A 17,048-nucleotide genomic window follows, 5' to 3' on the forward strand; every position below is an offset into this window, starting at 1 on the left:
ACTTGCAACTTATCCGGAAAGCTTTTATAGTAAGAAATCAATGCGGGCATGAAGCAGAAGGCGCGGCTGCCGTGAGACAAATACGGCCAATCTGGTCATACTAGCGGAAGTAAGAAGCGCCGGCAGTAGAGAGAACTTTCCCGCGGGTAACCGTTTCCTTCACGACGTTGTAATTTGTACATAGCCAAGAAGAGGAACCGTTTCTTAAGCTCCTTGTGTACAATTACGTGTATGGCTCTAATTGTAGCATGTTTACATGCGGGCGGCACGCGAAAAGCGCCTGTGAGGGGAAGACTTGCAGACAGCGGAGAAGAAAAGTATGCTAGTATAAAAAGTTCAACCGAGGAGGAGAGCAAGTTGACCCAAAAGCTTCAATTTGATTACAGCAAAGCGCTGGGCTTCGTTAACCAGCATGAGATTGATTACTTGGCCGAACCGATTCGTACCGCGCATGACCAGCTTCATAACGGAACCGGTGCCGGCAGTGATTACCTGGGTTGGATCGATTTGCCCGTTAATTATGATCAAGAGGAATTCGCCCGCATCCAGAAAGCGGCTAAGCAAATTCAATCCGATTCCGAAGCTCTGATCGTGATCGGTATCGGCGGCTCCTACCTGGGTGCGCGCGCAGCTATCGAGATGCTGTCCCATTCTTTTTATAACCTGCTTGATAAAGATAAGCGCAAAACGCCGGCTGTTTATTTTGTAGGTCAAAATATCAGTTCTACATATGTCACGCACCTTCTGGAACTTCTGGAAGGCAAAGATTTCTCCGTTAACGTTATTTCCAAATCCGGTACGACAACCGAACCGGCTATCGCCTTCCGTATTTTCCGCGAACTGCTGGAGAAGAAATACGGCAAAGAAGCGGCACGCAAGCGTATTTATGCAACGACTGACCGTGAAAAAGGCGCTTTGAAGCAGCTTGCAAACGGAGAAGGCTACGAATCTTTCGTCATTCCCGATGATGTAGGCGGCCGGTATTCCGTATTGACAGCAGTAGGGCTCCTGCCGATTGCTGTTGCGGGCATCGATATTGATTCCATGATGCAGGGCGCGGCTGAGGCGCGGGAAGCTTTCTCGAATCCGGACCTGAGCGAGAACCTGAGCTATCAATATGCAGCCGTGCGCAACGCCTTGTACCGCAAAGGCAAGACGACCGAAATCCTCGTCAACTATGAGCCGTCCCTGCACTACGTATCGGAGTGGTGGAAGCAGCTGTATGGCGAGAGCGAAGGCAAAGACGGCAAGGGGATTTTCCCGGCGGCTGTCGACTTCACAACAGATCTGCATTCCATGGGCCAGTTCATCCAGGAAGGCAACCGTAATCTGTTCGAGACACTCCTTCTGGTTAACCAGTCCGCAGAAGAGATTGTGATCGGAACCGACGCCGACAATCTGGACGGACTTAATTTCCTGAGCGGCCAGACCATGGATTTCGTGAACAAGAAAGCATTCCAGGGCACCATGCTGGCCCATACCGATGGAGGCGTGCCGAACCTCATCGTGACTCTGCCGGATACATCTGCCCATACTTTCGGCTACATGGTGTATTTCTTTGAGAAAGCTTGCGGCATCAGCGGCTACCTGCTGGGCGTGAATCCATTCGACCAGCCGGGAGTAGAGGCTTACAAGAAGAATATGTTCGCCTTGCTCGGCAAACCGGGTTATGAAGAGGACAAAGCAAGACTGGAAGCCCGTTTGCAAGATTAGGAAGAACTTACAATTATTTTTGTGAAAAACTTCAATAATAACCGGGAATAATCCCCGGTTTAAGCGCCAGCAGGCCTTTTCCCCAGCGGAAAGGCCTGTTTTTTATTGGGAAAAATTTTATAACTAAATTAGCTATTGTACTAATATTCTGATTTGTGTAAAATGTAATGAAACAGAATTGAACATGCTAAGAAATGGAATGAAGAACGATTATGATTGAATCTTACAGAACCGTACAGAAGCTCGCATCGGCTGAAATTACGATCAGGCGTTCTCGTTTTATCGGTCAAGCAATTCCTGTCGCAACCGAGCAGGAAGCGGTTGATTTTATTACAAGCGTTAAGAAACAGCACTCGATGGCGACACACAATTGTTCTGCTTACATGATCGGCGAGCGCTGCGAGATCCAGAAACAATCCGATGACGGAGAGCCGAGCGGAACGGCGGGTAAGCCGATTCTTGAAGTCATCAGAAATATGAATCTAACGAATGTTGCGGTCGTCGTGACTCGTTATTTCGGCGGAATTATGCTGGGAGCGGGAGGACTTATCCGTGCTTACACAGATGGAGCTGTAGCAGGTATTGCGGCGGCTGGGCCCGTCTACAAAGTGAGCCATCAGGAAGTGATGGCCGAGATTGATTATACGTGGTTGGGTAAGCTGGAAAATGAACTGCATAACCGTAACACGCTGATGGGTGATACTGAGTTTACCGATAAGGTGCTGCTTCGCTGTTTCCCGGTTTCTTCGGAATCAGAGGCTTTTGCAGAATGGCTTACCGATCTGACTCAGGGCCAGGGCGTCATTATTCGCGGCGAACATACATATATCGAACATAAAGAACTGCCGTAGACAATTTCATATACCACCGAAGCGGAGGGATTCTTATGGCGAGGAAAGCAGTCGCTCAGGAACTTAGCAGAGAGCGGATTCTTTTGGAGGCCAGAGAGTTATTCGTAACTTGCGGCTATCGCGCTTTAACGATGCGAAGCATCGCTAAAGCAATGGGGTACAGCCATGGCGCATTATACTATCATTTTAAAGAAAAGGCGGAGCTGTTTAACGCACTGATTATGCAGGATTTCAGCGATCTCCTGCAGCGCCAGCGGCAGACTATCGTCGAATCTGCTGTTCTTGGTGTTCCGCTTCTGCAGAAGCTGATGTTGGAGTTCATCCAGTTCGGTCTGGATAACCCGCATCATTACGAAATCATGTTTATGATCCGCGATGAAGAACTACGCCAGTATTCCCGCTCTGAGCAGGCCAAGTGCTTCGACCTGTTCTCGACCGTAGTTCGGCAGATCTTGGCGGGCCAGCCGGACTCGGCGGAGCAGGCTTACCGGATTCCTTGGAATCTCTTTATGTCCATGCACGGCTTTATTTCTTATTCGATTCATTACGGACAGACATTCGAAGAGATGGAGAGAATGGCTGAAGAACATGTTGAGATGCTGTGCACCAACCTGCTCTCCAGCAACTTCTCCGAGCTGCCTGCCGTGAGCAGGCTCAGTCACGAAACAGCTTGACGGTATAAGTGCGGTCGCGCGGTCCGTCGAATTCGCAGAAGTAAATTCCTTGCCATTGTCCCAGATGAAGCTTCCCGTCCGATATAAGAACGGTCTGGGAAGTGCCGACCAGCATAGCCTTCAGATGGGCGGCGGTATTACCTTCGGCATGGCGGTCGCCGGGCTGTTTCCAGGGAAAGACATCGCTCAGACGCATAAGCACATCATGTCTTACATCGGGATCGGCATTTTCATTAATGGCGATACCGGCCGTGGTATGAGGGCAATAGATCACGGCCATCCCGTCTTCCACTGCATACTGTTTGATCAGATCGGCAATGATTGAAGTGATCTCTACCATTTCGTCCTTTTCATGAGTCCGCAGATTAAATGTATACAGGTTCATGGTATTTCCTCCTCTTGGGCGATTCGGCTCCTAAAACATGTTACAATGGAAGCATAACCGGATAATGAGAGGATGAAACGTATGGATTTGGCGGTATGGTCGGAACAGAACGTTGAATACATGTTTGATGAAATCAAAAAAAAGCTCAGGATGGCAACGGGAGGCTCTATCAAAGCCTCGAATGTCACCCATGAACAATATGAAGACCTGAAAGACCTGTACGACCTTGTCATGAGCAAGCCGAATTTCAGCATCAGTGAAATTGATGCGATTACAGTGGAAATCGGTAAGCTGCGCAAGGGGTAGCCCGGGATCGGACCGGAATCTGAGGATTCGCGTCCACGAGTCTGTTTGCTGAAGAGACGTTCTCTTTCTGCGGACAGGCTTTTTTTGCGTGCGGAGAACTGAGGCTGTCTGAACGGGCTGTTTGTTGACTCCTATTTTTTCTTCTACAGGGGACAGCCATCCAATCGCAGAAACCTTGTGAAGCGTATCCTGTTAATGCAGTGGCATTCGTATTCGCTGTAATAGGGAGGTGGACGGCATGAAATCAACACTTCGTAATGATGCGGAAAAACTCGTCGGCCAGAATATTGTGGCAGTCCGCAAAGACGGTTCGATGGTTAGAGGAAAACTGGAGCGTATTAAAGGCAATGAACTGATTCTTACACCGGAAGAAGGCACCGCGCAGACTCGTGCGATCATTCCTCTGGTTCTGTTTGATCTGCTCGCTATAGGAACTTATGGCGGTTATGGCGGCTATGGGGGCTATGGTCCATATGGCGGCGGCTATGGATACGGTCCTTACGGTGGCGGATTTGGAGGCCCGGGTTTCTTCTGGTAATACCGATTTGGATTGGAAAAGGTGTTTGGGCTGCATGTTCCGCAAGGGGCCTGCAGCTTTTTTTTATGCGCGTGCATTTAAGCAGGCAGGGATCCAAGGAAGAGGCGGCTATTGCAGGAGTAGCACCCCCGGCGGATAATCATACACTGAATAAAGCCCAGAGAACTCAGGAAGGGAAGCGAAGCAGCATGGGAGACAGCGGAGATCGGACCCGGCGGGAGTGGGAACGTAAATACGGCTATAGCGAGGGAGGGATGCCTTCCTTTGAATTGATCTTTGGAGGCAGAGACAGTTTATTCGCAGACATGTCCGAGCGTATCCGGCAAGATCCGGTCAATACCGGCTGGCTCGATGAATGGCTGGAACAAATACTCCGGCGGGCCATACCGGACTTCCGTATGCCGGATTGGATGATGACGGATGAAGAAAGGCCTGAAGTTCCGCGGCGGTCTCCTTCGGACGAAATGAAGAAAGATGCGAGCCGGGTAAAGGATCAAGAAAAGCCGCAGGCCGGAAGAACTAGCAGAACGCAGCCACATAAGGTGGAAGGCCTTCTTGCCAATACCCGGACCCTTCCTCCTTTATCCAACAGTACAATTGCGCCTCTGGCTTATGACATAAGTGAAGGAGAAGGCGAACTGATCCTGAAGGTGCATTTGCCCGCTGGAGTTGAAACGGATAAGATTCGTCTGCTGCCGCATCGTACCAGCATGACACTCTCCGGAGGCGACCTCAAAGGTACCCGGAAAATCCGGCTGTTTCGTACGATTCTGCCGGAGCAATGCCGGGTCAGCAGAACTTCGTCGTGTCTGGTAATCCGGGCGCCGTTAGCCGGAAGATGATCCCATTTTGTGGTTAGGGCCGATCATGGTTCGGTATGGTTGTATGGTCCGTTAGCAGTCCGGCACTAGGCGCGATTGGGAGGATCCCAGAGCAAAAAGCCGCAGTCGGTTGAAGGCAAACGACCCGCTACTGCTGATGGGGAGGCTTCTTCAACGAGCTGCGGCTCTGCCTGGTCTCAGGCCTGAGATTCATGCCGCTGGGCGGGCTATGTGCCGGCAAAATGGAATCCAGCGCCAGCTGCAGGGCAACTACTGATGACGGATTGCGGGAATCAGCGTGGTTCTCGGCTTTGGAGCTGCTGCTGTGCCATCCGGACCAGTTCCCGGACCATCCGTCCGCCGATCTGTCCGCCAATCCGGCCGGCATCCTCGGTGCGGAGTTGTCCGTTGCTGCCGGGGACAAGCGGGATACCGAGCGACTGCGCCACTTCATATTTCACCTGATTAGGCTGCTCAGGCGATACCTTGTAGCCGGCCTCACGCATAACTTCCGCCTTGAATCTGTCCAGACTCCGCTCACTTCCGGGAAAGGCAGCTCTGCGGCTGCGTCTTCTAGCCATACTGTCACCTCCTGTGGTTAGTTAGGATACCCAGGAGCTGCAGCGGTATGAGCAGGAGAGGAGGCGGATCGAATTAATTGTAGATCGGTTCTCCTTGGGCGCGAGTCGCATCTGTTTCTTTTACATAAGAACGGGAAGACAAGGTTTTCTCAATTAAGTAGAGCGGGCGGTGTTTGACCTCGCGGTAAATTTTGCCGATATATTCGCCTATCAGTCCCAGGGCAAGCAGCTGTACTCCGCCGATGAACCAGACGGACAGAATAAGCGATGTCCAACCGGACACTGCTGTACCCATTAACTTGGAGATGATGGCATACACGCCTGCGAACACACTGAAGATGGAGAAGAGAAAACCAGTCAGTGTCACAAGCCGGATCGGTTTAACGCTAAAGGAAGTGATGCCGTCCAGTGCAAACGAAACCATTTTGCGAAGCGGGTATTTGGATTCTCCGGCGAAGCGTTCCTTCCGTTCATACATGACTTCAGCCGTACGCAGTCCGAGCAGGGGCACGATGCCGCGCAGGAAGACATTCACTTCTTTGTATTCGGCCAGGTAATCGAGAGCGCGGCGGCTCAGCAGGCGGTAATCGGCATGATTGTATTTAATTTGAACGCCGAGCCGGTGCATGAGTTTGTAGAAAGATTCTGCCGTTGTTTTTTTGAACCAGGTGTCGGTTACACGGGCGCTTCGGATTCCATATACCACTTCGGCTCCCTCATGGTATTTCACCACGAACTCCCGGATCGCATCGGTATCGTCCTGCAGGTCCGCATCAATCGAAATGGTGATATCCGAAGTTTGCCGGGCCGTCATAAGACCGGCCAGCAGAGCGTTCTGGTGTCCTGCATTGCGGGCAAGCTTCACACCCGTTACAAAATCGTGAGAACGGCTGTACTGCTCAATGAGCGCCCAAGTGCGGTCTCTGCTGCCGTCATCCACGAAAAGTACAGTGCTATGGGCGCTGACGAGCTTGTCGTCGATAAGGTCGTGTAGAACCTTGTCGAGCCGGCCCACGGTTTCATGAAGCACTTCCTCCTCGTTATAGCAGGGTACCACTATGATCAGAACGGGAGTAGACATCCACTTTCGTCTCCTTTCTTTGCTGAGAGCTTATTTCTTTTATATTCCGTTCAAGTCACATTTAGTTTTTACAGCTTTCCTTATTGTAAACAAGTCCTTCTTTCTAAACAAGATAAATGATGGGAGAGATTGTCAACCGCTACTGGCGAGTAAAGAGCTGTGGAAAGAGGGCAGATCTTATCGTTGGAGGCGCAGTCCAAATAAACATGCCAAGCGGGATATACAGGAGAAATAATGAAGCGAATCCGCTAATAAACTATCTAGGAGAGACATGAAAAGCTTTGGATCAGCATACAGATTATAATAATTACAAAGTTATAATGATTCTATTGACGAACGCTTTTTCTCGATGATATACTATCTTACATGATATTGATAATCATTTTCAAATAATAATAATGATAAAGAGGTGCTTGAATGAATCCACATCGTCCGAACCTGACCACCAATCAAGGCGCACCTGTAGCCGATAACCAGAACTCAAGAACAGCCGGTACTAACGGCCCTACCTTGCTGGAAGATTATCATTTGCTGGAGAAATTAGCTCACTTTGACCGTGAACGTATTCCGGAGCGTGTCGTTCATGCCAGGGGAGCAGGCGCGTTCGGCGTATTCCGCCCTTATGCAAGCATGAGTGCGTACACGAAGGCTGCATTCCTGCAGGATGCTTCGGTTGAAACCCGGGTACTGGTCCGCTTCTCCACGGTGATTCATCCGAGCGGTTCTCCGGAGACACTTCGCGATCCTCGCGGATTCGCTGTTAAATTCTACACTTCGGAAGGGAATTATGATCTCGTAGGAAACAACCTGCCTGTATTCTTCATTAGAGATGCGATGAAATTCCCGGATATGGTTCATTCTCTGAAGCCGGCTGCGCATACGAATGTACAAACGCCTAATCATTTGTGGGACTTCATGTCGCTCTCGCCGGAATCCACTCATATGCTGACCTGGGTCTTCTCAGACCGCGGGACCCCTGCCAATTATCGTGAAATGGACGGATTCGGGGTTCATGCTTTTAAATGGATCAACGCTGAAGGCAAGGTTGTTTATGTCAAATACACATGGAAGTCTCTCCAAGGCGTCCGCTCGCTAACGCGTAAAGAAGCCGAAGTACAGGGGGGAGAAGACCACAACCACGCCACGCGTGATTTGTACGATTCCATTGAAGCGGGTAACTATCCGGAGTGGGAGCTGCACGTGCAAATGATTGAACCGGAAAGCCTGGATGATTTCAGCTTCAATCCGCTCGATCCGACTAAAGACTGGCCGGAAGATGTGGCTCCGCTTATGAAGGTAGGACGGATGACACTCAATGAGAACCCGAAGAATTATTTCGCTGAGGTGGAGCAGGCTGCTTTTGCCCCCAGCGTACTCGTTCCGGGAATCGAACCTTCCGAAGATAAGCTGCTGCAAGGCCGACTGTTCTCGTACCCGGATACGCAGCGTCATCGTCTGGGAGCGAATTATTTGCAAATTCCGGTAAATTGTCCGTATGCGCCAGTCCGGAATTACCAGCGGGACGGCCAGATGGCCGTTCGCCAGAACACGTCGCCTATCAATTTCGAGCCGAACAGCTACGAGCATGCACCCAAAGAAACAGGCAGTGTCCACGCAGAGAGTGAAACTCCGCTCCATGGGGCTGCAGCACGCCGGAAGATCGAGAAGACGGATGATTTCACGCAGGCGGGCGACCGTTATCGCGGCTTGTCTGAGCAAGAGCAAGCCAATCTGGTTGACAATATCTTGAATGATTTGAAACAAACGGATACCCAAATTCAGCTTCGTGCCGTCTGCAATTTTTTCCGTGCAGATGTTGAATTCGGTACCCGTCTTGCCGGCGGGCTGGGGATCGACCTCAGCGGATTTATACCGCAGGCGCCTGTAGAAGCCAAATAAAGCTGACTATTTGGATTGAGAGAAATATTCTTTTGACAAGTTGCGGTAAAAAGCAACTTTGAAAAGAAGCAGCCATGAAATGTACATCAAAAAAAGCCTGCGATCCGCTTTTTGGGCGGATTCAGGCTTTTTGACGTCAATAGAGAGTTCCTTATAAACAGTTAATCGGTCAGCGGAGAATTGCCGGAACTTATGTCCGTTCGTGTGTCCAATCCCTCAACATTTGGATCAGAGCATCCGAATCTATAGGTTTGGACATGTAGTCCGAAGCGCCGGCCCGGAGACATTCCTGGCGTTCAGTCGCCTGCGCTTTGGCTGTCAGTGCTATAATCGGCAGCGTCTTAAAGGCATCCATACGGCGTATTTGGCGGATGGCGCTCTTGCCGTTCATTTCGGGCATCATAATATCCATCAGGATGATGTCGATATCAGACCGCTGCCCGAGCAGCTTCAGGCATTCCCGCCCGCTGTAAGCTTGGATGATTAAAGCGCCGCGGGATTCGAGTACGGCGGACAAGCTGCGGACGTTATTCGGGTCATCGTCGACTACGAGCACCGTCACACCCTGCAGCAGATCTCGTGTAACCGGCTGCGGAGCTGCTGCGTCCGTCTCTTCGGCATCGGTGTGCGCTGCGGTACCGGGCGAAGGAAGCGGCTTTGGATCTGCCCCCGCCGCTCCAGGGTCTGCTCCAGCCGGATTCGCTGATGTATCCAGCTCTTCGTGCTGAACAGGCGAGAAGGTCATCGGCCGCGGTACTTTCGCTTCTTCGGCAAGGAGCCTCAGCTCTTGATCGCCGCCGCTCAGGGAACTCGAAGGAAGGAGCAGCGTAAACGTGCTGCCGGTTCCTTCTTGGCTGGCCAGGCGGATGTCGCCGCCGAGCAGGATGGCGAATTCGCGGCTGATGGACAGGCCAAGACCCGTACCGCCGAATTTGCGGCTGGTCGTGCCGTCTGCCTGATAGAAGGCCTCAAAGATTTGCTCCAGCTTATCCGGACGGATGCCGATGCCGGTGTCCCGAACACGGACAACGGGATGCTGCTGTCCATTGTCATCCGTTTCAACCAGGAACTCCAGCGTAACACCGCCCCGGACGGTGAATTTAAATGCATTTGAAAGTAAATTTTTCAGAATCTGCTGAAGACGCTGCTCGTCCGTATGGATAATGTCCGGGAATCCGCTGCTGTCAATAGTGAAGGAGAGATTCTTCTGGACGGCAACGGCCTCAAACATCCGGTTCATGGACTCGCTCACTTCACGGACACTCACTTCACCGAGCGAAATGCTCATGCGTCCGGCCTCTATTTTGGACAAATCCAGAATGTCATTAATTAGATTCAACAGATCCTGCCCCGAGGTATGAATGATTCCCGCAAACTCTATTTCTTCCTCCGAAAGAGTGTCATTCGGGTTCTCTGCCAGAAATTGCGATAGAATAAGCATGCTGTTAAGCGGTGTACGAAGCTCATGAGACATATTGGCAAGGAATTCGGATTTGTAACGGGAGGCGAGTATGAGCTCGTGATTTTTCTCCTCCAGCTGCAGGCGGATCCGCTGAAGTTCTTCCGCTTTTTCTTGCGATACACGGAACTGTTCGGCGAGCTTCTGGTTGGTCGAATTGAGCTCCTGGCGCCTCAGGAAGTCGGTTTTGAAATCATGCAGAATAAAGGCAAAGAAGAAGCTGAACAAGAGGCTGGCCGGTGCAGAGAAGGGAGCCATTTCAACGAGATACTTAACGGCGGGATAGACGCCTAGAAAAGCAATATCCACTACATTGACTACATTGACGATCAGAATAATAATGCCGAAATAAACGAGCGGATGCAGCCTGTACCGGGCGAGCACACGGGCGCATAGAGCTGTAACGAATCCGAGTATCAGTGCATTCGCAAAACCCGCCCAGGCTGCATGATTAAGACCGAAGGTAAGACGGACGATGCCGATTCCGGCTCCGATGGTAATAATGTGCGAAGCGCGGGTCAGGAATAAGGGGGCCACAATGATCGGTACAAAACGCAAATCGAAAATCACAGATTGGGAATATTGGGTTCCGTACATCATGGACAGCCAGCCGGCTGCAATGGATAGCACAATATAGAGCCGCCGCATCCAGACGACGGGAAGTTTGTACAAGATAAATTTGTAGGCAAGGCTGGCAATGTAAGTGAAAGCGAGAATGGTGCTGATATTGGCAAAAAAAGATAAGAAATAGCTGGAAAAGTATTCCATTTACATTCCTTTCTAGGTCGGGTGACCGGGGGAAGAGGCCGCTTCGTATTCATAGCGGCATTTATTAGTAGTATAACAAACTATTCACATTATAACGAAAAAAAGGTCCCATTCGGGACCGGATTAAGATGGGATTAGCGGTTGTCTATTTTTTCGGGATAGAGATCATGATTCATGAGACGGTGTTCGGCCATTTGCTCATATTTGGTGCCAGGGCGTCCATAGTTGCAGTAAGGATCGATCGAAATACCTCCGCGAGGGGTGAACTTGCCCCAGACTTCGATATACTTCGGCTCCATCAGCTTGATGAGGTCGTTCATAATGATGTTCATGCAGTCTTCGTGAAAATCGCCATGATTGCGGAAACTGAACAGATAAAGTTTAAGTGACTTGCTTTCCACCATCTTGGCATCTGGAATATAGCTGATATAAATCGTGGCAAAATCGGGCTGGCCTGTGATCGGGCATAGGCTTGTAAATTCCGGGCAGTTAAATTTCACGAAATAATCCCGGTAAGGATGTTTGTTGTCAAAAGACTCGAGCACCTGCGGCGCATAGTCGAACGGGTATTTGTTCTGCTGATTGCCCAGCAGCGTCAAATCGAGTTCGTCCTGATTTCTTCCGGCCATTATGGCACCTCCGGTTGGGTTATAGGTTACGGTATGAGATATAAGAATTGGGACACGGGAACAATAGTTTCTCTTAGGAAAAAGTTAAAGACGGGCACAAGTGTACCGGCTTGCGGTGAGCCCGTCTCTGAGAGCAAGCGGCACCTTGCTTGCCTGCAGGTTGCTGCAAGTACACGCGTTGCCGGCTTGATCCATCCGGCACCGGCCCCGGCAGCGGACAGCGGGCATTCACCCGGCGCTGATTGCAAGCCGGGCCGTGAAAGCCCGGCCCTGGAAGCCGGCCCCGGCAGCCGCGCTGGGCTACACGCCCCGCTTGTTGCCCCACAACAGTGCGTGCAGCTGCGGAAGCACACGCACATCGTTCAGCTCATCGGTGGCCATCGTCAAGTCGACGAGCCACTCGTACTTGCGCAGCAGCTGCTGCCGGAGCAGGTCGTCGTCCGCCGTCCGGACGTCGTCATTGCCGGCCTGCAGATAGAACGGGACGGCGGGATAGCGGCGGTGGATGCCTGTTGCGAACGCGAAATCGCGTTCATCGAATACGACCACCTTAAGGCTGACGCCGCCTTGGCCCAGCTGCCCCAGCAGGAAGTCGAGCTTGGCGAAGTCGGTCTCCATGCCGGAGCTGGGCGGCTTGGGAGAGACGGTGACCTCGTCGATCTCCCGCAGCCAGTCCTGCCAGCGGGAGCCCTGCGTCTCGACGGCGGTGCGGATCCCCTTCTCCCGCAGCAGCCGGACGAGCGGGCCTAACCCGCGCAGCAGCGCCGGATTGCCGCCGGACAGCGTGACGTGGGAGAAGCGGCTGCCGCCGGTGCGGACAAGCTCCTCCCAGACAGCGTCCGCCGACAGCTGACGAATCTCGCCTGCGCCCGATCCGTCCCACGTGAAGGCGGAGTCGCACCAGGAGCAGCGGTAATCACAGCCGGCGGTGCGCACGAACATCGTTTTGCGCCCGATGACCATGCCCTCGCCCTGGACTGTCGGGCCGAAGATTTCGAGCACGGGAATGGCCGGTTCAGCCGTATCCGCCGCAGGGCCCTGGCTGCTGATGTGCATATCTATGTTGGTGCCGGGGGTTGTCGTCTGTGCACCTGCATGCAGGCTGACGCTGTTCATTCGACCATCCACTCCCGTCTGACCTCTGCGAAGCTGGTTGGGGTCTCGTACAAGCGGACGAATTCAACGCGTCCCCCGAGTACTTGATCCGCATATGCTTCCGAAGTTAGTGCGGTCTCCATTTGCTCGAACAGCCATACGACCATGTTTTCCGCCGTTGTGTTCATGGGAGGAAGGGTCTCGTTGAGATAGCGGTGATCCAGATGAGGCTCAATTAGCCGCTTCCAAATTTCTTTGATATCTCCAAAATCGAGCGTCAGCCCGACTTCATTCACATAGCCGCTGATTCCATAGACAGCTTTGTACGTATGACCGTGCAGGTTCTTGCATTTTCCTTCATAAGCATGAAGGTGATGCGCGGCGTCGAAAGTGAATTCTTTGGACACCAGGACGCGTTTATTGTGGTAACGAAGCTGTTCTTTATGAATGTCCTGCCCGTACTGCTGCAGGTTCTCTACGATGCGGAACATACCGGGGGTCTTCACTTGGCGTCAGCTCCTTCGCGTTCACCCAGGTAGGTGTGAAGACCGTGTGAGCGGAGCCGGCAGGCCGGGCATTCCCCGCAGCCGTCCCCGATGACACCGTTGTAGCAGGTGAGGGTCTTCGTGCGTACATAATCAAAAGCTCCGAGTTCGTCGGCAAGCTTCCACGTCTGGGCTTTGCTCAGCCACATGAGCGGCGTATGAATGACGAATGGATAGTCCATCGACAGATTCAGCGTAACGTTCATCGATTTCACAAAAGCATCTCGGCAATCGGGGTAGCCGCTGAAATCCGTCTCGCAGACGCCGGTAACCAGGTGCCTGGCGCCTGCCTGTTTGGCGTACACGCCGGCAAACGACAGGAACAGCAGGTTCCGTCCGTCCACGAACGTAGAGGGAAGCTCTCCCGCCTTCTGTTCAATCTCTATATCTGTGCGCGTCAGAGCGTTGGGCGCCAGCTGGTTGAGCAGGCTCATGTCGAGAACGGTGTTCTTGACACCCAGCTCGCGGGCGATGCTCTGCGCACATTCAATTTCCAGTTTGTGACGCTGGCCGTAATCGAAGGTAAGGGTTTCAACCTCACCGAACTGTTTCTTAGCCCAGAACAGGCACGTCGTGCTGTCTTGGCCGCCGCTGAACACGACAACCGCTTTTTGTTGTTTCATGGCTCTTCCGTCTCCTTTTTAAATGAAAAATAGGTGATGGAGAGAGTTCTTGATCCGTCATTTTAAACAAAACAAAAACAATGCCTCAAGGAAGGGCAATAGACGTGATCCATCCAGCCGTTGTCACCGCGCATACTTGTAGAAAGCACGCCGGCAGAAACGATTGCAGATACGCTGCCCGAATATCCAGGGATATTGTTTTTCCTTAGTTTTTTATAGAGGGAGTTCGCGAACCTCTCCCATACGCGGGCGTATGGAATTGCTATTGAGTTTGGGGAATGGAACCGTAACAGTATATCGTATAACGGCTGACTATGTAAGTAGATAACGGAAATTTCCTGTGAAATCAGATACAGTGAAATTCACTTTCTCCGGGAGCCATTGAGTTTATAGAGGCTTTGGCTCCTGGAATTCAGCAGTAACTCGGGCAGTTTAGCTCATTTGGAAAAGATACAATAGGGAGACATACAAAGAGTCCTGTAAACAGCTTCAGGACTCTTTGGTATGCTTCCTATTGTTCTATTTCTCCTTGTCCGTGGGATTCAATAATTTGTCGTGAATCTTATCCCGGTACTGAGCCAGTGCAGGCGAGAGGTTCATACTGCGCTCTTCCATCAGCATATTGAAGCGGAGCGTTTTTTCATTCAGCCGGCTCCGCAGCTGACCGCGCTCGGTATCATCCTGGCAGCAGCGGATCAGGTCTTCGAGCGTCAGCATATCTTTGCGCAGCTGCATTTCTTCCGGCAAGTAACCTGAATTTTTCATAATTTTATAGGAAAGGCGCAGATCCTCCGGGACGGACGACCAATCTTCCAGGACAAGCGGCTTTCCTTTACCGGTCAGGTTATCGAAGTCTCCATTCTTAATGGCTTCCTGAATGCGCTGTTCAACTAGATCGTGTAAGAAATCCATCGTTATCCTCCCCTGTCAGTAAAATATTGGAATGGTTTAAGGCCGGGGAGCCCATAGAATGATGGATACCCCGGCGAGACATACGGCTGCACCGACCCAGTCATAGAGGTCGGGTGTTTTTTTATCCACAAGCCAGCCCCACAATACAGCGAGTACGACAAAAACTCCGCCGTAAGCGGCATAAACCCGCCCGAAGGAAGGAAACGACTGCAGGGTGGGAAGGATGCCGTATAGGACGAGAATCAGGCTGCCGATTACCCCGTACCAGACGGACTTCGCTTCACGAAGCCAGAGCCAGACGAGATAGCCGCCGCCGATTTCGGCCAGTCCGGCCAGCAGGAATAATAGTATCGACATAACATAGCTCCTTTTGATGAAACTTTAACAGACAATTCTCGTCTAATCTATCCAAATAGGAAAGGAGAGAATCTGCAATGACCAACTTTAAACCATTACTTGCTCTCGTTTTATTCATGTCACTATTATCCGGCTGCAATAAGGAGGCAAATGACAATAAACCATCAGCAAGCCCACAAGAATTACAAACTGACCCCGGAAAGAGACCCATTGAATTCGATAGGATCGCAAGTGACAAGATTTTGCCTGCGAATTTTCATGAAATAGCGTTCGAGAGAACAACCACTCCTTTATTTCAGTATGTAGTAAGAAAAGCCGTTAACCAAACCCAATTAGAAGCAGCCTGGAATTTATATGGATTTAAAAATAAACTGCCGAACATAGACCTGAACAAGAAAAATGTTGTGTTCATTGGACTTCACGAGTCTGGAAGTTGTCCCTACACGTTAAAAAATATTGAGCGAAGCCCGGACGACAAAACCATTACAGTGCCTTTTACAGTGTCCGTATCCGGAACGGATCATACCTGCACTTCTGATGCAACACCGCGAACATTTGTAATCGGGCTCGATAAAGAAATATCCAACGTCCTGGAGAGTGTTGTAATTGTTCAAAGCGAAGTAGAAACAAGCGTACCGTTAGAGAACTAACTGTTGTATAAATGACATTTTACCGGCTCTATAAAATAAAGACATGAAGCAGGAACCTCATGTCTTTTCGTGTGAAACGTATGAACAATCGAAAAGCGTAAGATTAGACACCCATGCGTCTTCTCTGATTGTTTGATTTTTTGGTCTGCTGGCTCTTCATCATCTGGGTTCCGGTAGACTGGTGCTTCTGCTGGCTGTTAGCCTGGGCTTGAGCGGCTTTCTTCTGGGCCATTTTCTGCTTCATAGCTTCTGCAAGGGATACTTTGCGTGGTTCAGCGGCTTCTGTTTCCTCAGCTGTTACTTCAGCAGATTGCGGTGTTTGTTGGTTCTCTGTCATTTTATCACCTCATTTGGTTCATTGCTTCTAGTTTATTGGTTTTGCAGGTGCTTGACAATAGGGGATCACGACTCTTGGACAATTTCCTGTACTCTGCCAACTTGTCCGTCCGTCAGTCTTACTTTAATCCCGTGGGGATGATTAGGGGAGTTGGTTAGAATATCTTTCACAATGCCCCTTGTTCTTTTGCCGGTACGCTGATCCTGTTTGAGAACAATGTCAACCGTCAGGCCCGCGTGGATGTTTTTTCTAGTCTGGCCATTCATGATGGATGTTCCTCCTTCTCCGTTTGCGAGGTTTCAACACGCTGCTTACCGTGATCGGTTACGGCCGATTTGCGGGTCATTTTCTTGATTGAACCTGCCTGCTTGTACCGCAGCGCGGACCAATCGTCGTCCAGAGCGATCTGGCGGACAGGCTCGTAGCCTTCCGCAGCCAGAAGAGCGGCGACGCTTTCGCGGCTGCAATCGGAGCCTTTATATATTCGGGATGTTTTCTTCGGGTAACACAGCCACAGCAGTCCATCCGTGTCGAGAGCGGCTGCGCCCCGGACAGCCCCTTCTCTGATTTCTCCGTTGCTTGTGCCGAATACCTGAACGAATGAATAAGATTCGCTTATAATCTGCGTGTGAATCTCGGCATCGAAAGCGGATAAGATTTCTTTATATTCCGGAGGGGCATTCAAGATCAGGATGGGCCGGCTTTGATCTTTGATCTGCAGTTTGCGTATGACGGACTGCTGTTCACCGGGCATAATGAATATCCTTTCTGCACAAGACCCGCTTATTCTGAGCGGCTGTGAATGGAGAGTTAATTACTCGGAC

Annotated in this window: 21 protein-coding genes and 1 riboswitch; of the genes, 8 read left to right on the forward strand and 13 right to left on the reverse strand. The window is 51.1% G+C overall.

Annotated features, from left to right (window positions below):
• The first annotated feature begins 357 nt into the window (after positions 1 to 357).
• The 3 genes from EDM21_RS04080 (at position 358) to EDM21_RS04090 (ending at position 3,238) form a co-directional block, all read left to right on the forward strand.
• A complete protein-coding gene (locus tag EDM21_RS04080) occupies positions 358 to 1,713 on the forward strand; it encodes a glucose-6-phosphate isomerase (RefSeq protein ID WP_157333146.1) in 1,356 nt (451 codons plus the stop codon).
• Between the two features lie 212 nt (positions 1,714 to 1,925).
• Entirely contained in the window at positions 1,926 to 2,564 is a 639-nt protein-coding gene (locus tag EDM21_RS04085) for a YigZ family protein (protein ID WP_157333148.1), read from the forward strand.
• Between the two features lie 35 nt (positions 2,565 to 2,599).
• Positions 2,600 to 3,238 carry a TetR/AcrR family transcriptional regulator gene (locus tag EDM21_RS04090; RefSeq protein ID WP_157333150.1) on the forward strand — a complete coding sequence of 213 codons (639 nt, stop codon included), beginning with the start codon at positions 2,600 to 2,602 and terminating at the stop codon, positions 3,236 to 3,238.
• Here EDM21_RS04090 and EDM21_RS04095 read toward each other — a convergent pair.
• On the reverse strand, positions 3,219 to 3,623 hold the full coding sequence (locus tag EDM21_RS04095; RefSeq protein ID WP_157333152.1) for a secondary thiamine-phosphate synthase enzyme YjbQ: 405 nt from the start codon (positions 3,621 to 3,623) through the stop codon (positions 3,219 to 3,221). The genes EDM21_RS04090 and EDM21_RS04095 overlap by 20 nt on opposite strands.
• Before the next feature lie 81 nt (positions 3,624 to 3,704).
• Here EDM21_RS04095 and EDM21_RS04100 point away from each other — a divergent pair, with 81 nt between their 5' ends.
• The 3 genes from EDM21_RS04100 to EDM21_RS04110 all read left to right on the forward strand — a co-directional run bounded on the left by EDM21_RS04100 (position 3,705) and on the right by EDM21_RS04110 (position 5,309).
• Entirely contained in the window at positions 3,705 to 3,929 is a 225-nt protein-coding gene (locus tag EDM21_RS04100; RefSeq protein WP_068776190.1) for a DUF1128 domain-containing protein, read from the forward strand.
• 238 nt (positions 3,930 to 4,167) lie between these two features.
• Positions 4,168 to 4,467: a hypothetical protein gene (locus tag EDM21_RS04105; RefSeq protein WP_068776191.1), complete on the forward strand. Its 300-nt coding sequence runs from the start codon at positions 4,168 to 4,170 to the stop codon at positions 4,465 to 4,467.
• Between the two features lie 65 nt (positions 4,468 to 4,532).
• The gene (locus tag EDM21_RS04110) at positions 4,533 to 5,309 is read left to right on the forward strand and encodes a hypothetical protein (protein ID WP_157333154.1); all 777 of its coding nucleotides are present in this window, start codon (positions 4,533 to 4,535) and stop codon (positions 5,307 to 5,309) included.
• A gap of 272 nt (positions 5,310 to 5,581) precedes the next feature.
• Here the strand turns inward: EDM21_RS04110 and EDM21_RS04115 are convergent, their stop codons facing one another.
• Positions 5,582 to 5,869: a small, acid-soluble spore protein, alpha/beta type gene (locus EDM21_RS04115; protein WP_157333156.1), complete on the reverse strand. Its 288-nt coding sequence runs from the start codon at positions 5,867 to 5,869 to the stop codon at positions 5,582 to 5,584.
• Between the two features lie 73 nt (positions 5,870 to 5,942).
• Positions 5,943 to 6,950, reverse strand: a complete 1,008-nt coding sequence (locus EDM21_RS04120) for a glycosyltransferase family 2 protein (protein WP_157333158.1) — start codon at positions 6,948 to 6,950, stop codon at positions 5,943 to 5,945.
• A gap of 417 nt (positions 6,951 to 7,367) precedes the next feature.
• Here EDM21_RS04120 and EDM21_RS04125 point away from each other — a divergent pair, with 417 nt between their 5' ends.
• Positions 7,368 to 8,849 (forward strand): catalase, encoded by a 1,482-nt coding sequence (locus tag EDM21_RS04125; RefSeq protein WP_157333160.1) that lies wholly within the window; start codon positions 7,368 to 7,370, stop codon positions 8,847 to 8,849.
• Positions 8,850 to 9,039: 190 nt separating this feature from the next.
• Here EDM21_RS04125 and EDM21_RS04130 read toward each other — a convergent pair whose 3' ends face one another.
• The 7 genes from EDM21_RS04130 to EDM21_RS04160 all read right to left on the reverse strand — a co-directional run bounded on the left by EDM21_RS04130 (position 9,040) and on the right by EDM21_RS04160 (position 15,237).
• Positions 9,040 to 11,076 carry an ATP-binding protein gene (locus EDM21_RS04130; RefSeq protein ID WP_157333161.1) on the reverse strand — a complete coding sequence of 679 codons (2,037 nt, stop codon included), beginning with the start codon at positions 11,074 to 11,076 and terminating at the stop codon, positions 9,040 to 9,042.
• A 134-nt stretch (positions 11,077 to 11,210) separates the two neighbouring features.
• Positions 11,211 to 11,705 carry a preQ(1) synthase gene (gene queF, locus EDM21_RS04135; RefSeq protein ID WP_157333163.1) on the reverse strand — a complete coding sequence of 165 codons (495 nt, stop codon included), beginning with the start codon at positions 11,703 to 11,705 and terminating at the stop codon, positions 11,211 to 11,213.
• 300 nt (positions 11,706 to 12,005) lie between these two features.
• The gene (queE, locus tag EDM21_RS04140) at positions 12,006 to 12,761 is read right to left on the reverse strand and encodes a 7-carboxy-7-deazaguanine synthase QueE (protein ID WP_235918063.1); all 756 of its coding nucleotides are present in this window, start codon (positions 12,759 to 12,761) and stop codon (positions 12,006 to 12,008) included.
• 56 nt (positions 12,762 to 12,817) lie between these two features.
• Positions 12,818 to 13,306 carry a 6-carboxytetrahydropterin synthase QueD gene (gene queD, locus EDM21_RS04145; protein ID WP_166541816.1) on the reverse strand — a complete coding sequence of 163 codons (489 nt, stop codon included), beginning with the start codon at positions 13,304 to 13,306 and terminating at the stop codon, positions 12,818 to 12,820.
• Positions 13,303 to 13,968 carry a 7-cyano-7-deazaguanine synthase QueC gene (gene queC, locus EDM21_RS04150; RefSeq protein ID WP_157333167.1) on the reverse strand — a complete coding sequence of 222 codons (666 nt, stop codon included), beginning with the start codon at positions 13,966 to 13,968 and terminating at the stop codon, positions 13,303 to 13,305. Before queC ends, queD begins: the two co-directional genes overlap by 4 nt.
• Before the next feature lie 199 nt (positions 13,969 to 14,167).
• Positions 14,168 to 14,211: riboswitch (PreQ1 riboswitch) on the reverse strand.
• 276 nt (positions 14,212 to 14,487) lie between these two features.
• A complete protein-coding gene (locus tag EDM21_RS04155; protein ID WP_157333169.1) occupies positions 14,488 to 14,880 on the reverse strand; it encodes a DnaJ family domain-containing protein in 393 nt (130 codons plus the stop codon).
• 36 nt (positions 14,881 to 14,916) lie between these two features.
• A complete protein-coding gene (locus EDM21_RS04160; RefSeq protein WP_157333171.1) occupies positions 14,917 to 15,237 on the reverse strand; it encodes a YnfA family protein in 321 nt (106 codons plus the stop codon).
• A gap of 77 nt (positions 15,238 to 15,314) precedes the next feature.
• Between EDM21_RS04160 and EDM21_RS04165 the strand changes: the two genes are divergently transcribed.
• Complete coding sequence (locus EDM21_RS04165; RefSeq protein WP_157333173.1) at positions 15,315 to 15,887, forward strand: hypothetical protein; 573 nt, start codon at positions 15,315 to 15,317, stop codon at positions 15,885 to 15,887.
• A gap of 103 nt (positions 15,888 to 15,990) precedes the next feature.
• On the opposite strand, the gene EDM21_RS04170 is transcribed toward EDM21_RS04165, so the two are convergent.
• The 3 genes from EDM21_RS04170 to EDM21_RS04180 all read right to left on the reverse strand — a co-directional run bounded on the left by EDM21_RS04170 (position 15,991) and on the right by EDM21_RS04180 (position 16,978).
• On the reverse strand, positions 15,991 to 16,224 hold the full coding sequence (locus EDM21_RS04170; RefSeq protein ID WP_157333175.1) for a hypothetical protein: 234 nt from the start codon (positions 16,222 to 16,224) through the stop codon (positions 15,991 to 15,993).
• Positions 16,225 to 16,289: 65 nt separating this feature from the next.
• On the reverse strand, positions 16,290 to 16,490 hold the full coding sequence (locus tag EDM21_RS04175) for a YwbE family protein (protein ID WP_068776203.1): 201 nt from the start codon (positions 16,488 to 16,490) through the stop codon (positions 16,290 to 16,292).
• The gene (locus EDM21_RS04180) at positions 16,487 to 16,978 is read right to left on the reverse strand and encodes a DUF3052 domain-containing protein (protein WP_157333177.1); all 492 of its coding nucleotides are present in this window, start codon (positions 16,976 to 16,978) and stop codon (positions 16,487 to 16,489) included. Before EDM21_RS04180 ends, EDM21_RS04175 begins: the two co-directional genes overlap by 4 nt.
• Positions 16,979 to 17,048 lie beyond the last annotated feature (70 nt).

Origin of the sequence: Paenibacillus lutrae, assembly GCF_009757775.1 — a bacterium.
Taxonomy (GTDB): Bacteria; Bacillota; Bacilli; order Paenibacillales; family NBRC-103111; genus Paenibacillus_F; species Paenibacillus_F lutrae.

Coding starts and splice junctions, on each gene's coding strand:
- EDM21_RS04125 (WP_157333160.1), top strand. CDS start 7,368: ATGAATCCACATCGTCCGAACCTGACCACCAATCAAGGCGCACCTGTA.
- EDM21_RS04085 (WP_157333148.1), top strand. CDS start 1,926: ATGATTGAATCTTACAGAACCGTACAGAAGCTCGCATCGGCTGAAATT.
- EDM21_RS04155 (WP_157333169.1), bottom strand. CDS start 14,880: ATGGATTTCTTACACGATCTAGTTGAACAGCGCATTCAGGAAGCCATT.
- queC (WP_157333167.1), bottom strand. CDS start 13,968: ATGAAACAACAAAAAGCGGTTGTCGTGTTCAGCGGCGGCCAAGACAGC.
- EDM21_RS04115 (WP_157333156.1), bottom strand. CDS start 5,869: ATGGCTAGAAGACGCAGCCGCAGAGCTGCCTTTCCCGGAAGTGAGCGG.
- EDM21_RS04165 (WP_157333173.1), top strand. CDS start 15,315: ATGACCAACTTTAAACCATTACTTGCTCTCGTTTTATTCATGTCACTA.
- EDM21_RS04090 (WP_157333150.1), top strand. CDS start 2,600: ATGGCGAGGAAAGCAGTCGCTCAGGAACTTAGCAGAGAGCGGATTCTT.
- EDM21_RS04175 (WP_068776203.1), bottom strand. CDS start 16,490: ATGAATGGCCAGACTAGAAAAAACATCCACGCGGGCCTGACGGTTGAC.
- queE (WP_235918063.1), bottom strand. CDS start 12,761: ATGCACATCAGCAGCCAGGGCCCTGCGGCGGATACGGCTGAACCGGCC.
- EDM21_RS04110 (WP_157333154.1), top strand. CDS start 4,533: ATGCGCGTGCATTTAAGCAGGCAGGGATCCAAGGAAGAGGCGGCTATT.
- queF (WP_157333163.1), bottom strand. CDS start 11,705: ATGGCCGGAAGAAATCAGGACGAACTCGATTTGACGCTGCTGGGCAAT.
- EDM21_RS04160 (WP_157333171.1), bottom strand. CDS start 15,237: ATGTCGATACTATTATTCCTGCTGGCCGGACTGGCCGAAATCGGCGGC.
- EDM21_RS04170 (WP_157333175.1), bottom strand. CDS start 16,224: ATGACAGAGAACCAACAAACACCGCAATCTGCTGAAGTAACAGCTGAG.
- EDM21_RS04095 (WP_157333152.1), bottom strand. CDS start 3,623: ATGAACCTGTATACATTTAATCTGCGGACTCATGAAAAGGACGAAATG.
- EDM21_RS04120 (WP_157333158.1), bottom strand. CDS start 6,950: ATGTCTACTCCCGTTCTGATCATAGTGGTACCCTGCTATAACGAGGAG.
- EDM21_RS04130 (WP_157333161.1), bottom strand. CDS start 11,076: ATGGAATACTTTTCCAGCTATTTCTTATCTTTTTTTGCCAATATCAGC.
- EDM21_RS04100 (WP_068776190.1), top strand. CDS start 3,705: ATGGATTTGGCGGTATGGTCGGAACAGAACGTTGAATACATGTTTGAT.
- EDM21_RS04105 (WP_068776191.1), top strand. CDS start 4,168: ATGAAATCAACACTTCGTAATGATGCGGAAAAACTCGTCGGCCAGAAT.
- EDM21_RS04180 (WP_157333177.1), bottom strand. CDS start 16,978: ATGCCCGGTGAACAGCAGTCCGTCATACGCAAACTGCAGATCAAAGAT.